The organism is Verrucomicrobiota bacterium (assembly GCA_021413925.1).
Taxonomy (GTDB): Bacteria; Verrucomicrobiota; Verrucomicrobiia; order Chthoniobacterales; family UBA6821; genus UBA6821.
In genome coordinates this window covers 1-22,675 of the sequence record JAIOPL010000027.1, presented here as the reverse complement: position 1 = coordinate 22,675, position 22,675 = coordinate 1, and the positions used below count along the sequence as shown (strand labels likewise).

Genomic DNA, 22,675 nt, shown 5'->3' with positions numbered 1-22,675 from the left:
TCCCACGCGCCTTTTCTACGGCTGACACTTGGGGCGTCTGGCCTTGCATCCAAACTTCCAAGCCTTTGACCTGATTCTTGTTTTCCTGTTTTCAGATTTCCTTCCGCTGACGACTGCGGAGAACCTTCATCATCAAGCTTCTCCTTCGCGCCCCTTTCGGAGTTTCCTTCGTTTGAGGAATTTCCGGATCTCCTCGGGCACGAGGACGAGACTGCCAAGCGCGATGATTAGCAGGAGATCCCGCAGGGGGATCGGGGTGGTGTGGAAGTAGCGGTTCAGCGCTTCGCTGTAGATGACCAGCAACTGGAGGAGAATGCCGCAGAGGAGTCCGCCCGTGAGCCAGACGTTACTGAATACCCTGGAATCCACGGCGGATCGGATCCGGTTTCTGCAGTTAAGCACATTGAACCACTGTGTCACGGCCATCAGCGTGAAGGTCTCGCTCTGCACCAGCACAAAGGGAACCCCCGTGGAGAGACGCCACAGGTAGAATCCGAACACTACCAGCACGGAGGAAGAGACCATCACGAGGAGACGCTTCATCATCTCCCGATCGAGGAGGGGATCATCCGGGGGAACTGGGGGGTGCCGCATCTCATCACCCTCAGCTCCTTCCATCACAAGGTTCACCGTGGCGACACTCTCGGTGACCACATTGATCCAGAGAATCTGAACTGCCGCCAAGGGGAGGGGGTAACCGGAAAAGAGCGCCAGCAGGAGGACCATCACCTCGTCGAGAGAGGTCGCAAAAAGAAAAAGGATCACTTTCTTAATATTCCGGTACACGATGCGCCCTTCGCGGATGGCGGCGATGAGTGTTGCGAAGTTGTTATCCGTGAGGACGATCCTCGACGCGCTCTTGGCGACCTCCGTCCCACTGCCCATGGCCACTCCGACATCCGCCCTTGCCAGCGCAGGTGCATCGTTCACTCCGTCTCCTGTCATTGCGACAATCTCGCCGCTGGACTGAAGGGCTTTGACGATCCTGAGCTTCTGCTCGGGGTAAACCCTCGCGAAGACAGAGATGCGGCGAAGGGCGTCCGGTAGAGCATCATCCGGAAGGGATTCCAATTCCGATCCCTCCATGGCGATGTCCTCCTCCTTCGCGATCCCGAGCTTTCGTGCAATGGCGAGACCCGTTGCCTTGTGATCACCGGTGAGCATGATCGTGCGGATTCCGGCCGATGCACTCGACTCCAGCGCCCGGGCAACTTCCTCGCGGGGAGCATCCATCTGTCCTACCAGGCCGAGCAGGGTGAGCTTTCCGATAAACTGTTCTGCTCCGTCTTGCTCAAGAAGTCGGGGATGATCCCACGCGGCCACCGCAAGGCAGCGAAGTGCCTGACCTGACATCTCTCCGGCAATTCCGAGAGCCTTCGCTTTCAGCGACAAATCCAGTGGCATGACGCCCCCTGCCGAGCCTGCCCAGGCACAGAGGGGGATGATCACTTCTGGGGCTCCCTTGAGCGAGATCCTGAAGAGGGAGTCGCCGTTGCGATCCAGGGTCGCCATGATTTTCGAGGAAGGGTGAAATGGCATCTCGGAGACGCGCTGCCATCGTCCCCTGACTTCTTCCATGCCCGAGCCAAGCTTGCCGGCAAGTGTCAGCAGGGCCGCCTCGGTGGGATCCCCCAGAATGTGCCATCGTGGATGCCGCGCGTCGGGTGGGAGAAGGCGGGCGTCGTTGCAGAGAAGCAGGGCCTCGGCGAGTGGATGGAGGGATCGTCTCATCGCTTCATTGATCGGAAGCCCGCCCTGGGTGATCACCCCTTCGGGGGCATATCCCTCGCCGCTCACCTCCATCATTCCGGTGTCGGGAAGCCAGAGCCGGGCGACGGTCATCTCGTTTCTTGTCAGGGTTCCGGTCTTGTCACTGCAGATGACGCTGGTCGATCCCAGGGTCTCGATCGCTCCGAGGCGCCGCACGACAGCTCCTCGAAGGGCCATCCGCTGCATGCCCACCGCCAAAGCGATGGTCATGGCGACCGGGAGTCCTTCCGGAACCACGGAGACCAATTGGCTGAGTGCCACCATCAGGATCTCCTGAAAAGGAAGACCCCGGGCCATTCCAAAGCCGAGAATCACGAGAAAGATCAGGGCGGAAGCCAGGGCAAGAGAACCGCCGAACAGGGTGATCCGCACCTCCAGCGGTGTCTTGGGTTCGATCGTGGATGTGGCAAGGGCCGCAATCTTACCCAACTCCGACTTCATCCCTGTCGCGACGATGAGAGCTCGTCCACGCCCCGTGGTGACATGCGTCCCCGAGTAGAGCATATTGTGCCTCTCCGCCAGGGAGGTCGCCGGCGGAAGGCTATCGGCCTGTTTGAAAACGGGAAGAGACTCCCCAGTCAAGGCCGACTCGTCGGTGCTCAGGGAGGCCGACTGGATCACGCGTGCGTCTGCCCCGAGCCGGTCCCCGGCGGAGAGAAGGAGCAGATCACCCGGAAGCAGTTCCCGGGCTGTGATTTCCTGCTCGATCCCGTTCCTGATAACCCGTGCTCTTGCCAGGGTAAGCCTCCTGAGGGCGTCCATGGTTCGTTCGGCCCTTCCTTCCTGGAAGGTGCCGATCAGGGAATTCATGATCAAAACACCCAGGATCACGATCGCATCACGCCGATCCCCCATCACCAAGGCTATGATCGCGGCCGCGAGCAGGAGGTAGATCAGGGGGCTGGCGAATTGTCCGAGAAAGAGCATCGCAAGCGGTCGGGTACGTGCCTCCGGAAGTGTGTTCCAGCCGGACTCCTCGCGCCTCCCCGTCACCTCGCTGTTCTCCAATCCCCTTTCGGGATCGACCCGAAGCACCCTACTGACAGCTTCCGAATCCAGGGAATGCCATGATGATCCCACATCCTGCCGTGCGATCGGAAAGGCGGGGGTCATGGGATGGAGTTTTTCTTACACCCTCACAAACACAGACTCGGAAAAGTCAGTGATATTTTCAAGGCATCGGCGATCCGGTCTTTCCCCTTGGCGGTTGAAAGCTTTCCCATGAACCCAATCTACCATGTGAAAAGGATGGCCACTCCACACCCTTCGCATAGTGAAAAGGCTTACTTTTTCCATTTTTCCAGATGGTACGCCGAAATAAACCAGGATTATGCATCCCTAAAGAGGCTGTCTTTACCATTCCTACCTCAACTCGCCAGTCGTAGGTGTCTAGGGCATTTTTGATTTATTCTGACGCATTTGCAGTAAGACAGAAATGTTTCACGCGGAGGCGCGGAGAACGCGGTGGATAGAGATGAAATCATTACGTCTGATTTCAGTGAATGAGTGGAGGCTAATCATCACTATCCAATTTCATTAGAAAAAACTCTGCGTTCTCCGCGCCTCCGCGTGAACCTTTGTATTTTCAACGACTCTGATGATTTTACCGGGAACGACAAATTAATTAGATAATGCTCTAGCGAGTCACTCCGTTATCTGTGAGCGCATCCGTTGAAGATCCAGGTGATCGCCTCGGTCCCTCCAAAGAGGATCGCTCCGATAAATCCAAGGGAGATCAGGAAGAGGATCAGCCCCGCACCCAGGGTCGCGCCGTCGCGTTCCGAGAAGGAGGATGCCACAAGCACGACTGTCAGTGAGGGAAGCATGTTGCTGAAGGGGATGGGCAGCGGAAGAAGGAGCATCAGGCCGCTGAGGAAAACAGCCATGCCTGCAAGGAACTGGGTGAGGCGATACTCAAAAAGGAACGAGAGGCGGGGGTGAAGGAGTTTCTCAATTCCCCCGAGGACCCGGGCGCTCCCGTGAAGGATCTTGGGAAGGTATTTTCCTGAAAGATGGGTCCTGAGCAGGCGCTGCGGAAGCCATGGATGCTGGCGCAACGCAAATCGCAGTCCCAGCAGGGCGATCACCATGCCGAAGGGCGTGGAGAGACCGGGAAGCATGATCGGTTGGCAGAAGGGAAGGGCAAGAATCACCAGTAACAGGGTGTAGACGCGCCCTTCGAGCCGATCAACCAAGTCACCCATGGTCAGATCGGAGTGCTCTGCCGAATCCGAGAGGATCTGCAACTCCACCGAGAGGCGCCGCGGTTCAAACGGATCTCGTTCTTGATCAACAGGAGTCGGCGTCATATTCAGTACTTTTGAGAGCCTAACACTCATCCCTCCCGAAGGGAAATCAAGGAGGGAATATCGGATCAAGCGGATCCTGTTGACACCCAGAAATGAAAATGACCCAACTGCATTGATGGCATCCGCCTCCCGGCGGACGGTGCCAATCTTCGGGCAACGACTCCGGCGTTGTCTTCCGCGCTCGTTCCTAGGAGCTTGGTTTAGTATAAATGGCTAGAGCATCTTGCGTTTAATCTGTCGTTCTTTGGGCGATCAGCTTGACCGTCGATAAATAACAGGACTCGCGCAAAGGCGCAAAGGCGCAAAGGCGCGGAGGAAAAGACAAAGGATTGGGTCCGGAGAAGACTGTCACCGATGTCTCCAAAGATACGTTGCCATGAGTCATAAAAACTCTGCGTCTTTGCGTCTTTGCGCGAGATTTCTTCCCTTTTACATGCGTCAAATAAAACCGAAACCGCTCTAACAGTCGCACGCTACGGCTTAAGCCGTAGCGTGGTGTTCCTGAAGGGATTTCACCGTCAGCGGTGCCTCCGCCATGGATTTAAAGCCAATTTCAGATTAGAGGATTTTTCCAGCGGATCTTTGGAAAACGGCCGAAGTCGGTATCGGCTGTGTGGATGGTCGCCCCCAGTCGGAGCGCGATCGCTGCAATCTGGGCATCGGTGACGAGATTGCCGCCGGTTCCTGCCGCCTGGAGGAGATCACGTGACACAACAATGTCCTCCTTGCTGGAATCAATCCAAGAGACTGAGGGAAAGGAGAGCCAATTCTCCACATGGTCGAAGGCAGCTTCCACGGACAGGGGATGGGGAAAAGCCATCCGGTGAGTGCTGATTCTTATAAAGGCAAAGACCACCACCGAGCAGAGGCCGACTTCCTTTCCCGTCTCCAGAAGTGCTCTCCACCACTTCCGTGATGCGGCATGATCAACGCTGTCCACATTAAGCGCGTGGAGCAGAAGATTGGCATCGGGGAGAATCACCGCGCTTTTCCTTTCCGAGCGGGCGGCAGCTTCCGATAGGCATTCACCTCCAGTTCATCAGCCAGATTGGTGAATCTGGCCGGATCGATGCCGGTGATGACTCCCATGGAAACTGGGGGCAGGAGTTTTGGAAGTTGCCGGGGTTTCGGCTTGAGGGCCGTCCTAACGGCCTCGTTGAGGATTTCCTTGAAGCTTTTTCTTGAGAGATGGATTTCCTCTCGCAGGATCCGTTCCACGTCGGAATCAAGGGTCACTGTGGTTCTCATAAGAAGCATCAACGCATCAAAAACAAATGCTGTCAAGATGCACTGCAACTAAAGCCCTTCATGGTGATATGTTTAGGAACCAGGGAACCAAAAGCCTCATGCTACGGCTTAAGCCGTAGCGTGGTGTTCCTGAAGGGACTTCACCGTCAGCGGTGCCTCTGCCATCGACTTGATCGCTGAGGCGCTGGCCGCGGCGGCCCGTAGGGTGGTCATGATCGGGATGCGGTTCGCGACGGCGGTGCTCCGGATCACTACTTCGTCAGCACGGGGTTGTTTGCCGGCCGGGGTGTTGATGATGAAGTGCATCTCACCGTTCTTGATCATATCGACGACATTCGGGCGTCCCTGGGCCAGCTTGTTGAGCCGGGTTACGGTGATGCCGGAGGCCTTAAGAAGAGCAGCAGTGCCGTCTGTCGCATGGATCGTGAAGCCAAGATCAGCGAAATCTTTCACGATAGGAACGATGGCCTTCTTGTCGGAGTCCTTGACGCTGACAAAGAGGTTACCCTTGCTGGGGAGCCCCGGAGCGGCGGCCATCTGGGCCTTCGCATAGGCGCGCGGGAAGTCGGTATCGATGCCCATTACCTCACCGGTGGAGCGCATTTCGGGTCCGAGGGTGATGTCGATACCCGGGAACTTGATGAAGGGGAAGACGGCTTCCTTAACGGAGTAGTGCTTGGGAATGACTTCTTCCGTGAAGCCAAGATCCTTGAGCGTCCTGCCTGCCATGATCTTTGCTGCTAGCTTGGCTAGGGGTACGCCGATCGCCTTACTGACAAAGGGAGAGGTGCGAGAAGCACGGGGATTCACTTCGAGCACGTAGACCTCCTCATCCTTGACTGCGTACTGGACGTTCATGAGTCCGCGGACATCGAGCTCCAGGGCCATGGCCTTGGTGGCGGAGCGGATGGTCTCGAGAACATTCGGAGAGAGTGAGACGGATGGAAGCACACAGGCGCTGTCACCGCTATGGATGCCAGCCTCTTCGATATGCTCCATGATACCGCCGATGACGCAATCCGTGCCGTCCGCCAGGCAGTCGACATCGACCTCGGTGGCATCTTCCAGGAAGCGGTCCACTAGGATCGGGCGCTCGGGGCTGACTTCCACAGCGGTGCGGATATAGCGACGGAGATCCTCTTCGGTATAAACAATCTCCATGGCCCGTCCTCCCAGGACGAAGGAGGGGCGCACAAGAACGGGGTAGCCGACCTTATTAGCGACAGCGACGGCTTCCGATTCGTCAATGGCTGTGGCTCCCGTAGTCTGGCGCAGACCAAGCTTGTCGATCATTGCCGAGAAATGCTTCCGATCCTCAGCCATCTCGATGCTCTTGGGCTGAGTGCCGATGATCGTAACCCCACGGGCCTGAAGCGGGGCGGCAAGGTTCAGCGGAGTCTGGCCGCCGAACTGGACGACAACGGCGTCGCACTTCTCCCGCTCGTAGATATTGAGCACATCCTCAAGGGTGAGGGGCTCGAAGAAGAGCTTGTCGCTGGTGTCGTAGTCTGTGGAGACAGTCTCGGGGTTCGAGTTCACCATGATGGTCTCATAACCCTCTTCCTTCAGTGCGAAGGCGGCGTGGACACAGCAGTAGTCGAACTCGATGCCCTGGCCGATGCGGTTGGGACCGCCGCCAAGGATCATCACCTTTTTCTTGGTTCCCTGACGGGTCTCATCCTCGTCCCCGTAGGTGGAGTAGAAATAAGGGGTTGCGGCTTCAAACTCGGCGGCGCAGGTGTCAACGAGTCGGTAGGTCGGCTCGACCTTCTCGGTCTTGCGCTTTGCTCGGATGGCATCCTCAGTTATTCCGGCGATCTGTGCCAGCTGGCGATCGGAGAAGCCAAGCTGTTTGGCCCTGCGCAGGTTAATATTGGAGGGATCCTTTCGGAAGGAGAGTTCCTCTTCGACGATCTCCTGGATGTTGTCGAGGAACCAGGGGTCGATGGCGCTGATCGAGTGGATCTTCTCCGCGCTGAATCCCGCGAGGAAGGCATGACGGACGGCGAAAATACGCTCGGCATTCGGAATGCGTAGGAGCTTCTCGATCTGTTCGGTGTCCCAGGACCCGTCAGCCTTGCGGGGTTCGATATCCTTCGCGTCACAGCCGAGTCCGAAGCGTCCCGTCTCGAGCGAACGGAGGGCCTTCTGCAGGGCCTGCTTGAAGGTGCGACCGATGGCCATCGCCTCGCCTACGCTTTTCATCTGACTGGTGAGGGTGGGATCAGCCTTCGGGAACTTCTCGAAGGTGAAGCGGGGGATCTTCACCACGCAGTAGTCGATCGCAGGCTCGAAGCAGGCGGTCGTGGTCTTGGTGATGTCGTTCTTGAGTTCGTCCAGGCGGTAGCCGACGGCAAGTTTCGCGGCGATCTTTGCGATCGGATAACCGGTGGCTTTGGAGGCGAGTGCCGAGGAGCGCGAGACCCGGGGGTTCATCTCGATGACGATCTGGCGACCATCCTTCGGATTCACAGCGAACTGGATATTGGACCCTCCGGTCTCGACGCCGATGGCCCGGATGACGGCGAAGGAATCATCACGCATCTTCTGGTATTCCTTGTCGGTCAGCGTCTGGATCGGGGCAACGGTGATCGAGTCACCGGTATGAACACCCATCGGGTCGAAGTTCTCGATCGAGCAGATGACAATGCAGTTGTCAGCTGTGTCGCGGATGACCTCGACCTCAAACTCTTTCCATCCAAGCAGGGACTCCTCGATCAGGACCTCGGTGGTGGGGGACATGTCGAGTCCCCGACGGGCGATGGTCTCGAGTTCCTCGCGATTATAGGCGATGCCTCCGCCAGCGCCTCCGAGCGTGAATGCGGGACGGATGATCAGCGGGTAGGTACCGATCTGCTTCGCGATCATAAAGACCTCGTCGATCGTATGCGCGGCGCCTGAGTTCGCGACCTCCAGGCCGATCTCGAGCATGATTTTCTTGAAGAGCGTGCGGTCCTCTCCCCGATTGATTGCCTCGGCATTTGCCCCGATGAGACGGACTCCGTGTTTCTCGAGAACTCCGCTATGCACGAGCTCCATGGCGGCATTCAGAGCAGTCTGACCGCCGAGGGTAGGCAGGAGGGCGTCCGGCTTCTCCCGCTCGATGATCTTCTCGATCATCTCCGGGGTGATCGGCTCGATGTAGGTCCGGTTGGCAAACTCCGGATCGGTCATGATCGTGGCCGGATTGGAGTTCACTAGAACCACCTCGTATCCCTCTTCGGCGAGGGCTTTGCAGGCCTGCACTCCCGAATAGTCGAACTCGCATCCCTGTCCGATAACGATGGGGCCGGCTCCAATCAGGAGGATTTTCTTAATTGAGGTGTCTTTGGGCATGGTGAAATCTTAAAAGTAGTGCCGGTTGTGTAAATCGGGAGAAGTATTTTCCCGAAGCTGCGGGTCGATTTGCCTTTTCTTATAACCCGAAGCCCTGTGGGGAATAAGTCAAAAACGAACTTACCCTTACTTTTCCCCCGCCGCCGGATCAGATGAGACTTGGCAGACGCGTGACTAGAATGGTCGTGTCCCCAGTGATGGGGATCAGGATAGCCTCTTCCAGTAAGGAGGGAATCAGCATGAACCCGCCGGGTCGAATGGTCGTTCCAGAGCACTCCACCTCACCTGTCAGGCACGTGACGATGGAGAAGTCCCCCTTGGTGGCGATATTCCCAGGGCAGGGGAGGGGGATCTTCTCGACATGAAAATAGGGGCAGTCGGCAACTACGGTTTGAGAGGCGGGAGTTAGAGGTGGCTCGAAATCGTTGAAATCGATGGAGGCGAGCGATTCCTGGATGTGAAGATCACGAGGATTCCCGTCGAGACCCCGCCGATTCCAATCGAAGACGCGGTAGGTGGTGTCGCTGTTCTGCTGCACCTCGACGATCACCAACCCCTCACCGATAGCATGCAGTCTGCCACTTGGAATGAAGATGCTCTCCCCGGTGTGAGCCCTCACACTGTGAAGAGTCTCTTCCAGCGTGCCATCCTGGAGAGCCTGCTCGAAGTCCTTACGGGAGACACCCTTCTTGAGTCCGGCATAGACGGAGGCTCCTTTGGAGGCATGGAGAAAATACCAGCATTCCGTCTTCGGTTCCCCGTTCATGGCTGTGGCGGTCTCAACCGGGGGATGGACTTGGACAGAGAGGCGCTCACGGGCATCAAGAAGCTTGATCAGTAGGGGGAAACGGGGGGAAGGGTTGGAGGCATGCAGGGATCCGAAGACTTCCTCACGGTGTCCAATCCATAGGTCGTGAAGCGTCTTTCCCTTCAGGGAGCCTTCATGCACCACGCTCTGGGCCTCCGGTCGGTCCACCATTTCCCAGAGTTCCCCGACCGGAACCGCGTGGGGCAGTGTTTTACCCAGAAGGGTCTCGAAGCGGCGCCCCCCCCAGACGCGTTCCATGGCCAGGGGCTCGAAAGTGATCGGAGATGATAGATTCATGTGCGATCAACTAGTATTCCCAAGATGCCTGCGATTGCCAAGACCACACGATATCCTGCAAGATAACCGGGATGGTCTCGACACGACGTAAACGTTCCTTGGATGAAATAACGGGGGTTCTTCTGCTTTTTGGGGGAATCCTGCTCTTTCTCGCGCTCTGCTCCTTCGAGACAAGGGATGTTTCCCCCTGGTTGCCCTATGCAAAGCACGCCCATTCCTCGGAATATCCGGTGAACTTTATCGGTCGCGTGGGAGCGGATATCGCCGGACTGTTTTACTTTCTCTTCGGCGGCGCCTCCTACTTTGCCGCAGTAGCCTTGGTGGGGCTCGGAATCGCCAAGTTCACGACCCCGGACTTCCGACTCGGTATCCGCCTTGGATGGTCGTTCGTTTTTGTCCTGAGTTGGTCGACCCTGCTTGATTTGCAGCATTTAATCCTGGGTGATTGGAAAGAGAAATTCAACATTCCGGGGCCCGGAGGATGGTTCGGACACCAGATTGATCTGGTGCTCGGGCGACATGTACTTGGCACGCTCGGCTCGGGATTGATCTTCATGGCCCTCGCCCTGGTAAGCCTGATCCTGGCAACAGGATTCCATCCGATTCTGGCAATGCGCCGGGTTTTTGCCTTAATCATTTCCATCACGGGAACATTCGCGGGGTTCCTGATCGGGTTTATCAAAAAGCATCTTGCCAACCGGAAAAAGGAATCCGAGGTGCCGGAGGAGGTTGAGCCGCCACGCTACCGCACGGGCAATCGTCGTAAATCTCCCACCGCGGAAACCAAGGTCGAGGGATTGTCGGATGAAGGTGTTTCCCTCGGAACGCCTCTTCCTATGGATCTCCCTTCACCCAAGATCATCGATGCCAGCGTTCCAGCGCCGGCTCGCAAGCCGACACTGGCCGAAGTAATGAAGGGCAAATCCAACTCTAAGCAGAGTGATTCGCTTCCTGCTGCCGGCGCCCTTGGCGAGTTGAGTTTGGAGGAATATACCTTGCCCGGCTTTGATCTTCTGGAGACCTACGATGATGAGGGGCACAAGCCCGCTGATCCGGCCGAGCTTCAAGGAGTGCAGAAGATCATTCTGGAGACGCTTGCCCAATTCGACATTGAGGCTTCTCCCGGAGACATCACCAAGGGTCCGACAATCACACGTTACGAGGTCTATCCCGCCACCGGCGTGCGTGTGGAGCGCATCTCGGCGCTGGAAAAAAACCTTGCCCGTGCCACATGTGCGGAACGGATCAATATTCTTGCTCCTATTCCCGGGAAGGACACCGTCGGCATCGAGATTGCCAACTCCAGCAAGGTGAAGGTGAGCATCCGCGAGCTTTTTGAGAGCGAGGCTTGGCACTCAACCAAGGCCGCTTTGCCCCTTGCTCTCGGCAAGGATGTCTACGGACATGCCATCATCGCCGATCTCGCCGCGATGCCCCACCTCCTTGTGGCGGGTGCTACAGGTAGCGGCAAGAGCGTCTGCATCAACTCCATCATCACGAGCCTGATCTTCAAGCACACGCCCGAGACCCTCCGATTCATCATGATTGATCCGAAGGTCGTGGAGATGCAGGTCTACAATGATCTCCCCCATCTGGTGACTCCGGTGGTGACGGATCCGAAGAAGGTCCTGCTGGCATTGCGCTGGGTGGTCGACGAGATGGAGAAGCGCTATGGCATCTTCGCCAAGGTGGGAGTCAAGAATATCAGCGGCTTCAACAGTCGCCCCAAGCCCGAGAAAGCTCCCTTGCCTGTGGTTCTGGATGGCTCCTCCGAAGGGGAGGAAACTGCCGAAGTGAGCGAGATCGCTCATGATCCCTTCGCTTCGACCACGGTTGCCAATCTGGAGGATCAGGAGGAACCAGCGGTGTCGGAACTTCCGCTCAAGCCCGGCGACGACATGATCATTCCGGACCAGATGCCTTTTATCGTCGTGATCGTCGACGAGTTGGCCGATCTCATGCAGACAGCTCCTGCCGATGTCGAGGGGGCAATCGCCCGTATTACGCAGAAGGCGCGTGCCGCCGGAATCCACATGATCGTGGCGACACAGACGCCCCGCTCAAGCGTCGTCACCGGAGTCATCAAGGCGAATATTCCCTCCCGCATCGCCTTCCAGGTGGCCTCGGGTCTCGATAGTCGGGTGATCCTGGACATGAACGGTGCGGAAAAGCTCCTCGGTAAAGGGGACATGCTTTATCTGCCACCCGGGAGCGCGAAGCTCACGCGTGCTCAGGGTGTCCTAGTCACTGATGAGGAGATCCACCGAGTCGTGGCCAATCTCGCCACTCAGGCCAAGCCTGTCTTCGAGCCGAGCATCTCGGCCAAGCTCGCCTCGAACACCATGCCGGAGGATGAGATCACCGACGAGGAGGAGGATCTTGTCGACAGGTGCCTCGAGATCATCCGTCAGGAGAAAAAGGCTTCCACCTCCATGCTCCAGCGTCGTCTACGGCTGGGTTACACCCGTGCTGCCCGTATTGTCGACATTCTCGAGCAACGTGGCATTCTGGGACCCAAGGACGGGGCGAAGGACCGCGAGATTCTAGTCGACCTGGATGGTCTGGACGACTGAGCAGACCATCCCTTCTGACCTTCATCATTTATGTTTTTTCAACCGACATCATCAGCCAGGCCGCTTGGTCCTCTTCTCCGTGAGGCGAGACAGGATCTGGGTCTGAGCCTTGGAGAGGCGTCACAGTTAGCAAGAATTTCCGAACAGGAGATCGAACTGATGGAGGAGGGGGGATCCCTGAATCCCGAAGTCGCCCGCATCCATGCCGTGACCTATGCGAGAGCCCTGGGTTTGGATCCTCTTTCCATCCGCGACTCCCTTCCCTCCATGCCGGAGCTGGCACCTAAGAACTGTCAGTATCTCTCCAATTACGCACGCCCTCTGAAACCTCCCTTCGAATGGAGTCTGGAACTGCTGGCTCCTTTAGCTCCCCTGGGTCGTGCTGCCGTTTATATTCTGCTGGTGACCACACTCCTGAGTACCTGGGGCGTGATGCGCCAACTATCGCGCGTCCGATCTATTCCCTGGATCACCAGCAACGCCAGCCTCTCTGCCTTTTCCAACCGATAATTTCTAGCCGATAATTTCCAACCGATGAGCACGACCCAGATTACTGAAACCCGCAAGATCGGCTTGATAAGCCTTGGCTGTGCCAAGAACCTCGTCGATGCCGAAATCCTGCTTGGAGATGCCAAGCTCCACGGCTACGAACTCACGAACGAGACCGACGAGGCCGATGTTGTCCTTGTCAATACCTGCGGATTCATCGATCCGGCGAAGGAGGAGAGTATCAATGCGATCCTGGAGGCTAACCGCCGCCGTCTCCATGGTGCAAAACCGGGACAGAAGCTTGTCGTGGGGGGGTGTCTTTCCCAACGCTATTCGAGCGATCTCGCCATTCAGCTTCCCGAAGTGGATGCCTTCATGGGGTTGGATGAGATCAAGAGCGCAGGCTCGTTCTTTGACCGCCTTCTTGACGACGAGCGTGAAGAGACAGGGGCCTTGGTCGAGGTTTCGCGCCGTGCCGCCTACATTCCCGACTACGACACTCCGCGTGTCCGTCTCACGGCTTCACACACCGCTTATGTGAAAATCGCCGAAGGATGCAATCACCCCTGTTCCTTCTGTGTCATCCCGAGGATGCGAGGCCGCCATCGCAGTCGCACGATCGAGTCCGTGGTGAAGGAAGTCGAGGGACTGGTGGCATCCGGAGTGAAGGAGATCAACCTCATTAGCCAGGACACCACCTACTACGGGATGGATCTCTGGGAGGAGAAGGCCGGACCGCGTCAGCCGGTTGATGAAGACAGAGGGCCCGGACTTCCTGCCCTGCTCGACGCCTTGGCGGCGATCCCAGGCGAGTTCTGGATCCGTCTTCTCTACACCCATCCGGCCCACTGGAGCGACGACATGATCGCCGCTATCGCCCGCAATCCCAAGGTAGCCCGCTATGTCGATATGCCACTCCAGCACATCCATGACGTGATGCTGGATGCTATGCGCCGCGAAACGGACCGCGGACATATCGAACGCCTGATCGACCGGATGCGCGCCGGCATTCCCGGACTGACGATCAGGACAACCTTCATTGTCGGGTTCCCCGGAGAAGCCGAGGAGCATTTCGAGAGTCTCTTGGAATTCATGAATGCCCGTCGTTTTGAGCGTCTGGGTGTCTTTAACTATTCCCGCGAGGAGGAATCCCGCGCCGCGAAGCTTCCGGGTCAGATCCATGGCGGTACCAAGAAGCGCCGTCACCGCGAGGCGATGCTCGTCCAGCAAGAGATTGCCGTCGAACTCGCACTGGAGCAGGTGGGTAGGGAGATGATCGTCCTTGCGGACACTGCTGGATTTGGGCGCACCGAAGGGGATGCCCCCGATGTCGATTGCCGAGTCCACTTCACTAGGCCCGTCAAGTCGGGGGAGTTCCACCGTGTCAGGATCACCGGCACGCGTGGCTATGATCTTGAGGCGGAGCCGCTCATTGATTAGCAAGCCGAGTTGAGGTCCCTGTAAGATGAAGTTTTCGTATTCCTTCCCTCTGACACGGGCATTTAGCGTCTATCTGGGACAGATTGCTTTCCTGGCCGGCGAGAGCTTCTCGTCAATCTTCCGCGGAAGGATCCGCTGGCGTCTCGTTCTGAACCAGATTGTCGAGATAGGATTCGGCTCCCAGGCCGTCGTCATCATCACTGGGATTTTCACGGGTGCCGTGTTCACCGCGCAGATCTTTTTCCAATTCAACGCCCTGAACATGAGTACGGCAGTCGGGCCGGTCGTATCCATAGCCCTCTGCCGTGAACTCGGACCTGTCCTTACCGGACTCATGGTGGCGGGGCGCGTCGGAGCCGCCATCTGTGCCGAGATCGGCACGATGAAGGTAACCCAGCAGATCGACGCCCTCCGTGCCCTGGCTGTCAATCCGATCGATTACCTCGTGGTGCCCCGTGCCGTGGCGATGATGATATCGATGCCCCTTCTCGTGGGGGAATGCATTTTCTTCGCCCTAACGGCCAGCTACTACGTGGCCACACGGATCCTGAACGTGAACAGCGTCTTCTTTCTGCAGCACATGTGGTTCTACACGCACACCAAGGACATAGTGATGGCGCTGACCAAAGGGTTTGTCTTCGCCTTGATCGTTGTCTTTGTCGGATGTCAGCAGGGACTCACGACCAGCAATGGTGCCGTCGGCGTGGGACGCTCCACGACCGAGGCAGTAGTCATCAGTTCCCTGACCATCCTGATGATTAACTTCTTCCTGACGATGGGGCTGAACATCATCTTTCCAGCCGGAGGGAAGTTGTGATGATCTCCGCGGGCGAGAACCTGATCGAGGTCCACAACCTGAGCCAGAGCTTCTCTGGACAGGAGATTCTGCGCGGTGTGAACCTCGACATTCCCCGGGGTGAGACCACCGTGCTTCTGGGCCAGAGTGGCGGAGGGAAGAGTGTTTTTCTCAGGCAGCTCATCGGACTGATCCGCCCCCTCTCGGGATCCATTAAGATCGACGGTGAGGAAATTGCCCATCTCGACGAGCGTCAGCTCGAGCCAATCCGTCGGAAGATCGGGATGCTCTTTCAGGATGGGGCACTCTTCGACTCGATGACAGTTTTTGAGAATGTGGCCTTTCCCCTGCGTGAACGCGGCGAGCGGAGTGAAAAAATCATCCGGGAGAAGGTTGCCAGATCCTTGGAGCTTGTCTCACTGGAGGGACAGGATCAGAAGATGCCGTCCAATCTCAGCGGAGGCATGCGCAAGCGCGCCGCTCTTGCCCGCGCCATCATCACCGAGCCCGCCTGCATTCTCTATGACGAGCCGACAGCCGGCCTCGATCCCATTGTTTCTGACACGATCAATAAGCTCATCAGACGCATGCAATCCCAGCTCAAGGTGACATCCATCGTCGTGACCCACGACATGATCAGCACCGATTATATTGCCGACCGAGTAGCCCTTCTCCGCGAGGGACGCATTCATTTCGACGGCTCACTTGCGGATCTTCACGCCTCGACGGACCCCGTGATTACGGATTTCATCGAAGGACGTTCCCGCGAAATCGACTAAGAGACCAAGACATTCCCATTATTCCACTATGGACACCACCAACACCTCCAATCAGCTCCGGGCAGGATTTTTCATGATCCTCGGCTTCCTCTGCATAGGATCACTTGTCATCTACTTCGGACGATTCGGCGAAGGAGTGAAGAAATATTACACCCTGACTGTCGAGTATCGGAATGCCAGTGGTATCCTGAAGGGGGCGGATGTCATGCTGGCAGGTGCGAAGATCGGAGAAGTAGCGACACCACCCACGGTGCTGCCCAACATGCGAGGTGTTGCAGTTCCTCTGAAGATCGAGGAGACAGTCCAGATCCCGGAGGGCAGCATCTTCTCTATTGGAAGTTCCGGGCTTCTCGGGGACCACTTCGTGACCGTGACAATGGATGACCATAACCGCAATCCACAGCCGATAGCTCCTGGTACCGTGATCAAGAACGGGCAGAGTGAATCCAGCATCTCGGAGCTCCAGCGCCAACTTCACGACGAGATCCTGCCTAAGCTTAGCTCGGCCTTGGACAATATCGATTCCGTGAGCAAGTCGCTCCATGATGATGTCTTCAATAAGCAGGGTGTCCAGAACCTGCAGATGACGCTCGCGAACTTCCGCACCACCAGCGACGCCATGGCGGCTTCTTCAGGGGAACTTAAGGGAGTGATGGCCAAGGCCAATGTCTTCTTGAAGAAGGGAAACAGCGCGATGGACTCCGTTCAGGGAGCGACAGGGGATCTTAAAGCCTTTGTAACGAACTTGCGCCAGCACGGGATCATCTTCTACAAGGATAGCGCAGGCTCATCAGCGGGGCCTCTCAAAAAGCAGCCTTAATTCAGGGTTGAACCAAGCCATTCGGGTCAGGAAAAGAATAGTGACCGGTTTTTCGTCATAAAAAACTAGCGATCCTAACCCTTGTGCACTCTCAAAAGGGCGAGGAGCCAAAAAACTCTGCGCTCTCAGCGTTTGCTTGCCCGGCCGTTGCTTCGCATCCGTTACGGCTGCGGGAGACCTTCCCTTGATTCTTTAGGCTCTCCGCTGTTTGGAATGGGTGAATCTGCTGGATCGAAAACAATCAGCGCCTAGGCCTTTGGTTTTGAAAAGGATTTAGAAGAACCAAACAGGGTTTTTTGAATATGGAACTCAGGAACTCAGGAAGAAAAGCTGAATAGTTATGGATGTGATAAGTTCTCGTGATCCTTGATGCATTGGCTGGCCGGCCCGTCACTTTGCATTCTCGACGGATTGTTCTGCTTCCTTCGGTCCACCATTACTCAGCATCAGATTGCTCTCAGTGGCAAACTTCCTCGTCGGTTTCTTTTCCTGAGTTCCTGAGTTCCATATTTTCTCTCTGTCTTCCCTCTTACCCACTGAAAACAGCGAGGAGCCATTCTTTATTTCTCAGTTGGCTCGTTAGCCGCCTTCCAGCCTGCGATACCTGGCTTGAAGTGCTGGACGTTCGTGTAGCCGAGTTTCTGTGCGGCTTCTGCGGCACGGGCATAGGCTCCGCAATGTTCATTGCCGCAGTAGGCGACGATCAGAGAGCCCTTGTCGGCTGGCAGGAATTTAGCCAGATCGGCAGTGTGGGCCGTGTAGTCGATTGCACCAGGAATATGGCCGTTGCTATAGGAGACGGGGCCGTTCACATCAAGCAGGGTCACCTTCTTGGCGGCGATCGCCGATTTCAGGTCAGGCAGACTGATGTCGGGATAGGATCCCGCAAAGGCATTGATGGCGAACAGGGAGATGGCGAGTAAGGCGAGGAACTTCTTCATGGGTTAAACGTAAACCAAACTTTTGGTTTCGCCATCGGAAAGATTTTTGAATTGATTCAGGGAAGATCCTCTTGGCAGAGGAATGAAGATGCTGCATATTCTTATCCTCCGCGCCGGCGTGGCGGAATTGGCAGACGCGCCGGACTCAAAATCCGGTATCCTCTAAAGATGTGTCGGTTCGAACCCGACCGCCGGTAGGTTTTTAAAAGGTTGAAAGGGTGAAAGGTTGAAGGGTTGAAGGGTTGAAGGGTTGAAGGGGAAGGGTTGAAGGGTTGAAGGGTTGAAGGGTTGAAGGGTGGAAGGGTTGAAGGGTTGAAGGGTTGAAGGGTTGAAGGGTTGAAGGGTTGAAGGGTTGAAGGGTTGAAGGGTTGAAACGCGGGGCTTGTTGTTTTGCCTCTCTGATGAAGGAACTCAATGCCTCGATCTGATTACGCCTTTGCATAGCGGCTTGCTTCCGGACACTTTTTAACAACAAAAAGGCCGTATCGCTGATGCGATACGGCCTTTGAGAGAAGAGTCTATTTTTTAGGAATTAGCCCGGCGGCGGATAGCAACCACCATGATCAGACCGGAAAGTCCAAAAAGTATCCATGTCTGGGGCTCGGGAACACTCAGTTGATTTACCGAGTAGTTCAGCATAGCCATCTGGTTATTGCCATAACCCGTGTAGACTCCCGTATCAGGATCTGACGTACCGTCATAGAGGATCCATGTTGGAGCAGCAGATGCGATGGAGGTGAGGTCAATGCCATGGAAATCTGCATTCAGTGCGCTGGAGAAGAGTTGAATCCCATTGATGGTCACATCCATGCTTACTGTATCAGTATTGAGTCCACTGAACGTGAGTTGTAGGGTGTTGATATCACTATAATTCCAAAATAGGATTTCATTCTCAGGAATCGTGTTGGCATAAAAATCTGAAGCCTGATTGCCAGTTCCGATTGTGTAGGAGCCATTCCCTGAGTTGGCTCCAGACACAGTATAACCCATCGAAAGAGTGGAGTTGTTGTAAGCATTCAGGTCAAAACTGATGGGGGAGTTGCCGTTCGTATCCTGCAGGGTGAAACCAAAGTTATCCATCCGGCTGCTGGTCGAATCGGCATATTGATTCGAGGAGGGTGAGATGGCAAATTGAGACTGGAGTTGGACGCCGGTGATGATCTTGCCCCCGGTCTGATCGAAGGTAAAAGGATGGGCGATATAGTTGAACTGGTTGTGAGGGAGGGTGTTCGCAGTATTGGTTTTTACACTGTACCCGTCTAAACCACCAAGGTTCAGAACGTTCCCGTAGTATTGGGAGATGACGGGATAGGCGTTGATGGCTGCTGGTCCGGGTACTGTATTGTACGGTGAAACGTCGGGGACATTCATCACCCATCCATTGGTGCTATTAGTAATGGTGGTGCCACTAATAATGGGACCTGCGTCCATTGTATTGAAATCGACGCTGTAAAGGTTATTGGTTGTCGTCGTGTAGGTCTGAGCATGAAGTGCTGAGAGTCCGGTCAGAGTCAATGTTGCTACGGCAAGTCTGAGTAGTTTCATTTTTTTCGGGGGGTGAATGGTTGGAGGGGTTTGACTAAGTCAGAGTAGGATTAACGGGGAGGAGTATTGGCCTTTTGGGATGATGCTATGGCCTATTTCTTTGTCGTTGTGAACTTGGTCTGAGGGTTCGTGGAAATAGGTGCAGGGGTGGCCGTGGTAGCATTCGTGTAGACGTTGGAGGGAGTCACGGGTGCCGGTGCCGGCGCCGGAGCTGGCGTCGGCGACGGAGTTGGCATGACAAACTTCGGGGGGGTTGCTCTGGGGCGGCTCTGGGCTTGGGTGAGGGATGGAGCGGTCAATGAGAGTAGTGCAACCAGTGTCATAGCTGCTTTCAATGCCAGTGCTCGGGGGATGCAGTTTTTCATATTCTGTTTTGATTTTCCTCTACTCAAAAGCCATTGTCAATAGGCTTTTTTAAGAAACTGCTGGATTCTTTGCTCCTGTCCAATATCTGCGCGGAAACATTCGTCTCCCCGACAATGGTTCTCTGCAAGTTTTTGTTGGCTAGAAGTGAGAGTTGACTGCATCGTTGTGATCCCCTGATCGACCTCATATGAGTAAAGACGCATCCTTCCAAATCGATAATTCGTCAAGTAAGTCATCAAGTAAGTCGCCGAGTGAGCCTTCGGGATTCATGTCCGCTTTCAAAGAGGAATCGGGTGGTGGCGGGGTGTCCTGGCGCACCTTTGCAGGTTTTTTTCTTTGTGCCGTTTTGCTCTTCTTTTTCCTGGCGGGTGGGCCCCGTCAGGGGGCTTCCGGTGCCTTCCTTCTGATCTCTGGAATAGGCTTGCTACTCTGTAAACCTAGGGTATCGCCCCCCTGGCCCTACTGGGTTTGCTCCATTCTGTTTCTGGGGTCGCTTTGCCTCGCAATGCTCCCGGTATCGATCCTCGGGCCTACCTCATGGCGCCAGTCCCTGGAAGCGCTTCCGGCCTTTCATGCAGGATCCCTCTTCTCCTTATCGCCGAGGGAAACAGCCTACTGGATCGTGCTCATGGCGCTCTCACTCCTGATCGGCCTGGCCACGCTCTCACAACCTCTCTCTGGCAGGGGGCTTCAATTTCTGGCCCTGATCGCCGTGGTCGGCTGCTCCGCCTATACCGTGGTGGCAATGTATGCTTGGTTAACGGGTTGGAATTATCCTTTCTTCGATCGTGATCCGTCAGTGCCGTCGTGCTTCGGTTTTTTTCCAAGCAGAAATCAGACGGCCAGCCTGATGCTGACATCCACGATCGTGGCTGTGGCTCTTGTCTTGCAGAGTTTTGTTTCCAGGAGCTTTATCACGGGAACCATCGCCGGTATTTCAGCGGCGATCCTTGCTTCCGGCGTCTTGTTTTTCTCGACATCCCGGGGTGGTATTCTCTTTCTCGTTTTGGGCATTGTCATTTGGATCCTGGGCCTCGATCGGAAGCGCTTCGCCTTTGCCCTGCCTGTTTTCGGATTAGTCATAATGGTGGCTGCAGTTCTTTTCCTGGCCTCACCTCAAGGGGCCAGGGATCGCATCTTTGAAAGCCTCGCCGGGGGACGCCCCACTGCCGACGGGGCATCCGAACCTCTCCCGCAAGTCCTTCAGGATGGTCGCCTCATGATCTTTGCCGATACGCTGAGCATGGTTGCCGATCACCCGATGACAGGGAGTGGACTGGGGACCTATGAATATGTTTACCCGTTTTACGCCAAAAAAAGCCTCTCCGAGCATACCGCCGCTCATGCCGAAAGCGACTGGTTGACCCTCCTTGAAGAAGCCGGGCCGCTGGCCCTTTTGGGGGCTTTTGCATTCTTGTCCCTCTTGATCGGTGGAATCAGGCAGTCGCGAGGGGCCCTCTCATGGCCCTTGAGATGGGGAATGTTCAGCGCCTTTCTTGCCGAGGTCTGTCACGGATTCGTGGATGTTCCGGCGCATAGTCCCGAACTCAGGTGGTGGATGCTTTTTCTGGCGACGGTGCCGGTAAACCTAGCGGTAGGACGGGGTGAGTCGGCAGGTCGGTTTCGTTTTCAGCGATTCCTGTTCATTCTTGCCGGAGTCTTCTCCATCTTCCTTGGCGGTTTCTTGATTTACGGCCAGTGGGGAGGGGGAGCTTCCATGCCTCCTTATGCTGTGGACAATGGTCTAAAGCGTCTTTCCGAGCTTAATCAATCCGTTCGCTTTCAAGAGGCTGCCGATCTTTCCGAAAGCCTTCGGGTTCAATACCCGATGGCGTGGGAGCTTTCCTATCTACGGGGCATGATGCTGGTGGCGCTTGGCCGTCCGGTACCGGAAGCCGCGGCGTGCTTTGATGTCGAGAATGCACTACGTCCCAGGTATGCGGAGTCTCCTTACCGTGCGGGATCCGCGCTGGCTAACTTGGACAGCGAAGCGACATTGAGATACTGGGAAGAAGCGTTGCGACGCCGACTGGCAATTGATCATTCGCCGAACTGTAACGGTGCCCGCGCGCGGGATCTCTATGGCTCAATGCTCACCATCGCCTCCAAGAACCCCTCTCTCATGGAGGGAATGTACCGGCTTTTAATCCTGTCATCGGAACTGCGATTGAGCTGGCTTTCCCAAAGGTTCTGCACTGCCGAACAAATCAACGACGCGGTGAATGATGAGGCTTGGATGAATTCGTTGACCTCTAAAGACCTCTCAATCGTACTCCAACTCTGGTGCAGGCAAGCCAATCAAGCGGGGATTGGCTCATTCCTGGATGCCCATCCCGACTGCTTGGATCGATTGTCCTCGAAAGAACAGAGGCGCTTCTTTGAGGCTTGGTGGAGTAAGGGAGATTGGCCAACGATCACAGCCTTCCTGCGTGATCATCCACGGTATGATCGGGCGGCGGCTGCCACCCGTGCAGTGATCGCCGCTGCCACAGGTTCCCCGGAGTGGGCTTGCGGTCTCCTCCTCGATACCTTCAGTATTCCTGTTCCTGAGTTGGATCTTGAGGGAACGCAGGGAATTCGCGGGGGCGATGACTCCGTTCCCGATGACCCGCTGGCTGCTGCTCGTTACTATATCGAGCGGGGTAATAAGCGCGCCGCGCTTCGGCTTTTGACCGAGGCGATGAGGGGAGGGGATAGGTCAGAGGCTCTCCGACTCAGAGCCGTGCTCGCGATGCGTGGCGAGGATTGGAAGGCGGCTCTAAACGACCTCCTTGCCTACCTGCATGCGAAGGGAGAGTTGTGAAGAAGTAATTGGGGCTCTGGGGCTCCTGCTGACCCTCGGCATTGACGGCACTTTGCTCCCGCAAAGCCGTGCCGCCCTTTCAGGGCTGTTCGCTACGCTCACAGTCTACCGCGCTCCTTCCCAGGAGCTTGGTTCAGGTTTCCCATCCGGTACAAGTTCAAGACATGGGTAACACTTTAGGTTCAGGACATAGGTAACACCTTGGGGCTCTTACTGGTACAGGTTCAGGACATGGGTAACGCTTTAGGTTCAGGACATAGGTAACACCATGGGGCTCTTACTGGCAGGGTAAGAGACTATGCCGTGGCAACACCTAGACCTAATGAGCCAGAGAACAGAGTTTGCGCTTCGAGCG

16 protein-coding genes and 1 tRNA gene are annotated in these 22,675 nt (G+C 56.1%); 8 read left to right on the top strand and 9 right to left on the bottom strand.

The window, feature by feature from the left end; translation table 11 throughout:
* Positions 1 to 132: 132 nt before the first annotated feature.
* From K8R57_10590 to K8R57_10565, 6 genes are all read right to left on the bottom strand, one after another.
* Positions 133 to 2,883 carry an HAD-IC family P-type ATPase gene (locus K8R57_10590; GenBank protein ID MCE9588743.1) on the bottom strand — a complete coding sequence of 917 codons (2,751 nt, stop codon included), beginning with the start codon at positions 2,881 to 2,883 and terminating at the stop codon, positions 133 to 135.
* A 539-nt stretch (positions 2,884 to 3,422) separates the two neighbouring features.
* On the bottom strand, positions 3,423 to 4,079 hold the full coding sequence (locus tag K8R57_10585) for an exopolysaccharide biosynthesis protein (GenBank protein ID MCE9588742.1): 657 nt from the start codon (positions 4,077 to 4,079) through the stop codon (positions 3,423 to 3,425).
* Positions 4,080 to 4,632: 553 nt separating this feature from the next.
* A complete protein-coding gene (locus tag K8R57_10580) occupies positions 4,633 to 5,061 on the bottom strand; it encodes a PIN domain-containing protein (GenBank protein ID MCE9588741.1) in 429 nt (142 codons plus the stop codon).
* On the bottom strand, positions 5,058 to 5,327 hold the full coding sequence (locus K8R57_10575; GenBank protein MCE9588740.1) for an antitoxin: 270 nt from the start codon (positions 5,325 to 5,327) through the stop codon (positions 5,058 to 5,060). Before K8R57_10575 ends, K8R57_10580 begins: the two co-directional genes overlap by 4 nt.
* Positions 5,328 to 5,435: 108 nt before the next feature.
* Positions 5,436 to 8,663, bottom strand: coding sequence for a carbamoyl-phosphate synthase large subunit (carB, locus tag K8R57_10570; GenBank protein MCE9588739.1), 3,228 nt, complete (start codon positions 8,661 to 8,663; stop codon positions 5,436 to 5,438).
* A 148-nt stretch (positions 8,664 to 8,811) separates the two neighbouring features.
* Positions 8,812 to 9,729, bottom strand: coding sequence for a class I mannose-6-phosphate isomerase (locus tag K8R57_10565; GenBank protein ID MCE9588738.1), 918 nt, complete (start codon positions 9,727 to 9,729; stop codon positions 8,812 to 8,814).
* 110 nt (positions 9,730 to 9,839) lie between these two features.
* On the opposite strand from K8R57_10565, the gene K8R57_10560 reads away from it, so the two are divergent.
* From K8R57_10560 to K8R57_10535, 6 genes are read left to right on the top strand one after another with little or no spacing between them, the layout of a single operon-like run.
* Complete coding sequence (locus K8R57_10560) at positions 9,840 to 12,341, top strand: DNA translocase FtsK (protein ID MCE9588737.1); 2,502 nt, start codon at positions 9,840 to 9,842, stop codon at positions 12,339 to 12,341.
* 30 nt (positions 12,342 to 12,371) lie between these two features.
* Positions 12,372 to 12,851: a helix-turn-helix domain-containing protein gene (locus K8R57_10555; protein MCE9588736.1), complete on the top strand. Its 480-nt coding sequence runs from the start codon at positions 12,372 to 12,374 to the stop codon at positions 12,849 to 12,851.
* 24 nt (positions 12,852 to 12,875) lie between these two features.
* Positions 12,876 to 14,270 (top strand): 30S ribosomal protein S12 methylthiotransferase RimO, encoded by a 1,395-nt coding sequence (gene rimO / locus K8R57_10550; protein MCE9588735.1) that lies wholly within the window; start codon positions 12,876 to 12,878, stop codon positions 14,268 to 14,270.
* Between the two features lie 25 nt (positions 14,271 to 14,295).
* Entirely contained in the window at positions 14,296 to 15,087 is a 792-nt protein-coding gene (locus tag K8R57_10545; GenBank protein ID MCE9588734.1) for an ABC transporter permease, read from the top strand.
* A complete protein-coding gene (locus K8R57_10540; GenBank protein ID MCE9588733.1) occupies positions 15,087 to 15,845 on the top strand; it encodes an ABC transporter ATP-binding protein in 759 nt (252 codons plus the stop codon). Before K8R57_10545 ends, K8R57_10540 begins: the two co-directional genes overlap by 1 nt.
* 28 nt (positions 15,846 to 15,873) lie before the next feature.
* Entirely contained in the window at positions 15,874 to 16,665 is a 792-nt protein-coding gene (locus K8R57_10535; protein ID MCE9588732.1) for an MlaD family protein, read from the top strand.
* 560 nt (positions 16,666 to 17,225) lie between these two features.
* On the opposite strand, the gene K8R57_10530 is transcribed toward K8R57_10535, so the two are convergent.
* On the bottom strand, positions 17,226 to 17,606 hold the full coding sequence (locus K8R57_10530) for a rhodanese-like domain-containing protein (GenBank protein ID MCE9588731.1): 381 nt from the start codon (positions 17,604 to 17,606) through the stop codon (positions 17,226 to 17,228).
* Positions 17,607 to 17,718: 112 nt separating this feature from the next.
* Here K8R57_10530 and K8R57_10525 point away from each other — a divergent pair.
* A tRNA-Leu gene (locus tag K8R57_10525) sits at positions 17,719 to 17,803 on the top strand.
* Between the two features lie 328 nt (positions 17,804 to 18,131).
* On the opposite strand, the gene K8R57_10520 is transcribed toward K8R57_10525, so the two are convergent.
* Positions 18,132 to 19,151, bottom strand: coding sequence for a PEP-CTERM sorting domain-containing protein (locus K8R57_10520; protein ID MCE9588730.1), 1,020 nt, complete (start codon positions 19,149 to 19,151; stop codon positions 18,132 to 18,134).
* A gap of 92 nt (positions 19,152 to 19,243) precedes the next feature.
* Positions 19,244 to 19,516 carry a hypothetical protein gene (locus tag K8R57_10515; GenBank protein MCE9588729.1) on the bottom strand — a complete coding sequence of 91 codons (273 nt, stop codon included), beginning with the start codon at positions 19,514 to 19,516 and terminating at the stop codon, positions 19,244 to 19,246.
* Positions 19,517 to 19,785: 269 nt separating this feature from the next.
* Here K8R57_10515 and K8R57_10510 point away from each other — a divergent pair, with 269 nt between their 5' ends.
* Positions 19,786 to 22,320, top strand: a complete 2,535-nt coding sequence (locus K8R57_10510) for an O-antigen ligase family protein (protein ID MCE9588728.1) — start codon at positions 19,786 to 19,788, stop codon at positions 22,318 to 22,320.
* Positions 22,321 to 22,675: the final 355 nt, after the last annotated feature.

Excerpts from the sequence above, each read along its gene's own strand:
- K8R57_10590 (MCE9588743.1), bottom strand. The coding sequence starts at position 2,883 with ATGACCCCCGCCTTTCCGATCGCACGGCAGGATGTGGGATCATCATGG.
- K8R57_10585 (MCE9588742.1), bottom strand. The coding sequence starts at position 4,079 with ATGACGCCGACTCCTGTTGATCAAGAACGAGATCCGTTTGAACCGCGG.
- K8R57_10575 (MCE9588740.1), bottom strand. The coding sequence starts at position 5,327 with ATGAGAACCACAGTGACCCTTGATTCCGACGTGGAACGGATCCTGCGA.
- carB (MCE9588739.1), bottom strand. The coding sequence starts at position 8,663 with ATGCCCAAAGACACCTCAATTAAGAAAATCCTCCTGATTGGAGCCGGC.
- K8R57_10565 (MCE9588738.1), bottom strand. The coding sequence starts at position 9,729 with ATGGAACGCGTCTGGGGGGGGCGCCGCTTCGAGACCCTTCTGGGTAAA.
- K8R57_10560 (MCE9588737.1), top strand. The coding sequence starts at position 9,840 with ATGGTCTCGACACGACGTAAACGTTCCTTGGATGAAATAACGGGGGTT.
- K8R57_10555 (MCE9588736.1), top strand. The coding sequence starts at position 12,372 with ATGTTTTTTCAACCGACATCATCAGCCAGGCCGCTTGGTCCTCTTCTC.
- rimO (MCE9588735.1), top strand. The coding sequence starts at position 12,876 with ATGAGCACGACCCAGATTACTGAAACCCGCAAGATCGGCTTGATAAGC.
- K8R57_10545 (MCE9588734.1), top strand. The coding sequence starts at position 14,296 with ATGAAGTTTTCGTATTCCTTCCCTCTGACACGGGCATTTAGCGTCTAT.
- K8R57_10540 (MCE9588733.1), top strand. The coding sequence starts at position 15,087 with ATGATCTCCGCGGGCGAGAACCTGATCGAGGTCCACAACCTGAGCCAG.
- K8R57_10535 (MCE9588732.1), top strand. The coding sequence starts at position 15,874 with ATGGACACCACCAACACCTCCAATCAGCTCCGGGCAGGATTTTTCATG.
- K8R57_10530 (MCE9588731.1), bottom strand. The coding sequence starts at position 17,606 with ATGAAGAAGTTCCTCGCCTTACTCGCCATCTCCCTGTTCGCCATCAAT.
- K8R57_10520 (MCE9588730.1), bottom strand. The coding sequence starts at position 19,151 with ATGAAACTACTCAGACTTGCCGTAGCAACATTGACTCTGACCGGACTC.
- K8R57_10515 (MCE9588729.1), bottom strand. The coding sequence starts at position 19,516 with ATGAAAAACTGCATCCCCCGAGCACTGGCATTGAAAGCAGCTATGACA.
- K8R57_10510 (MCE9588728.1), top strand. The coding sequence starts at position 19,786 with ATGTCCGCTTTCAAAGAGGAATCGGGTGGTGGCGGGGTGTCCTGGCGC.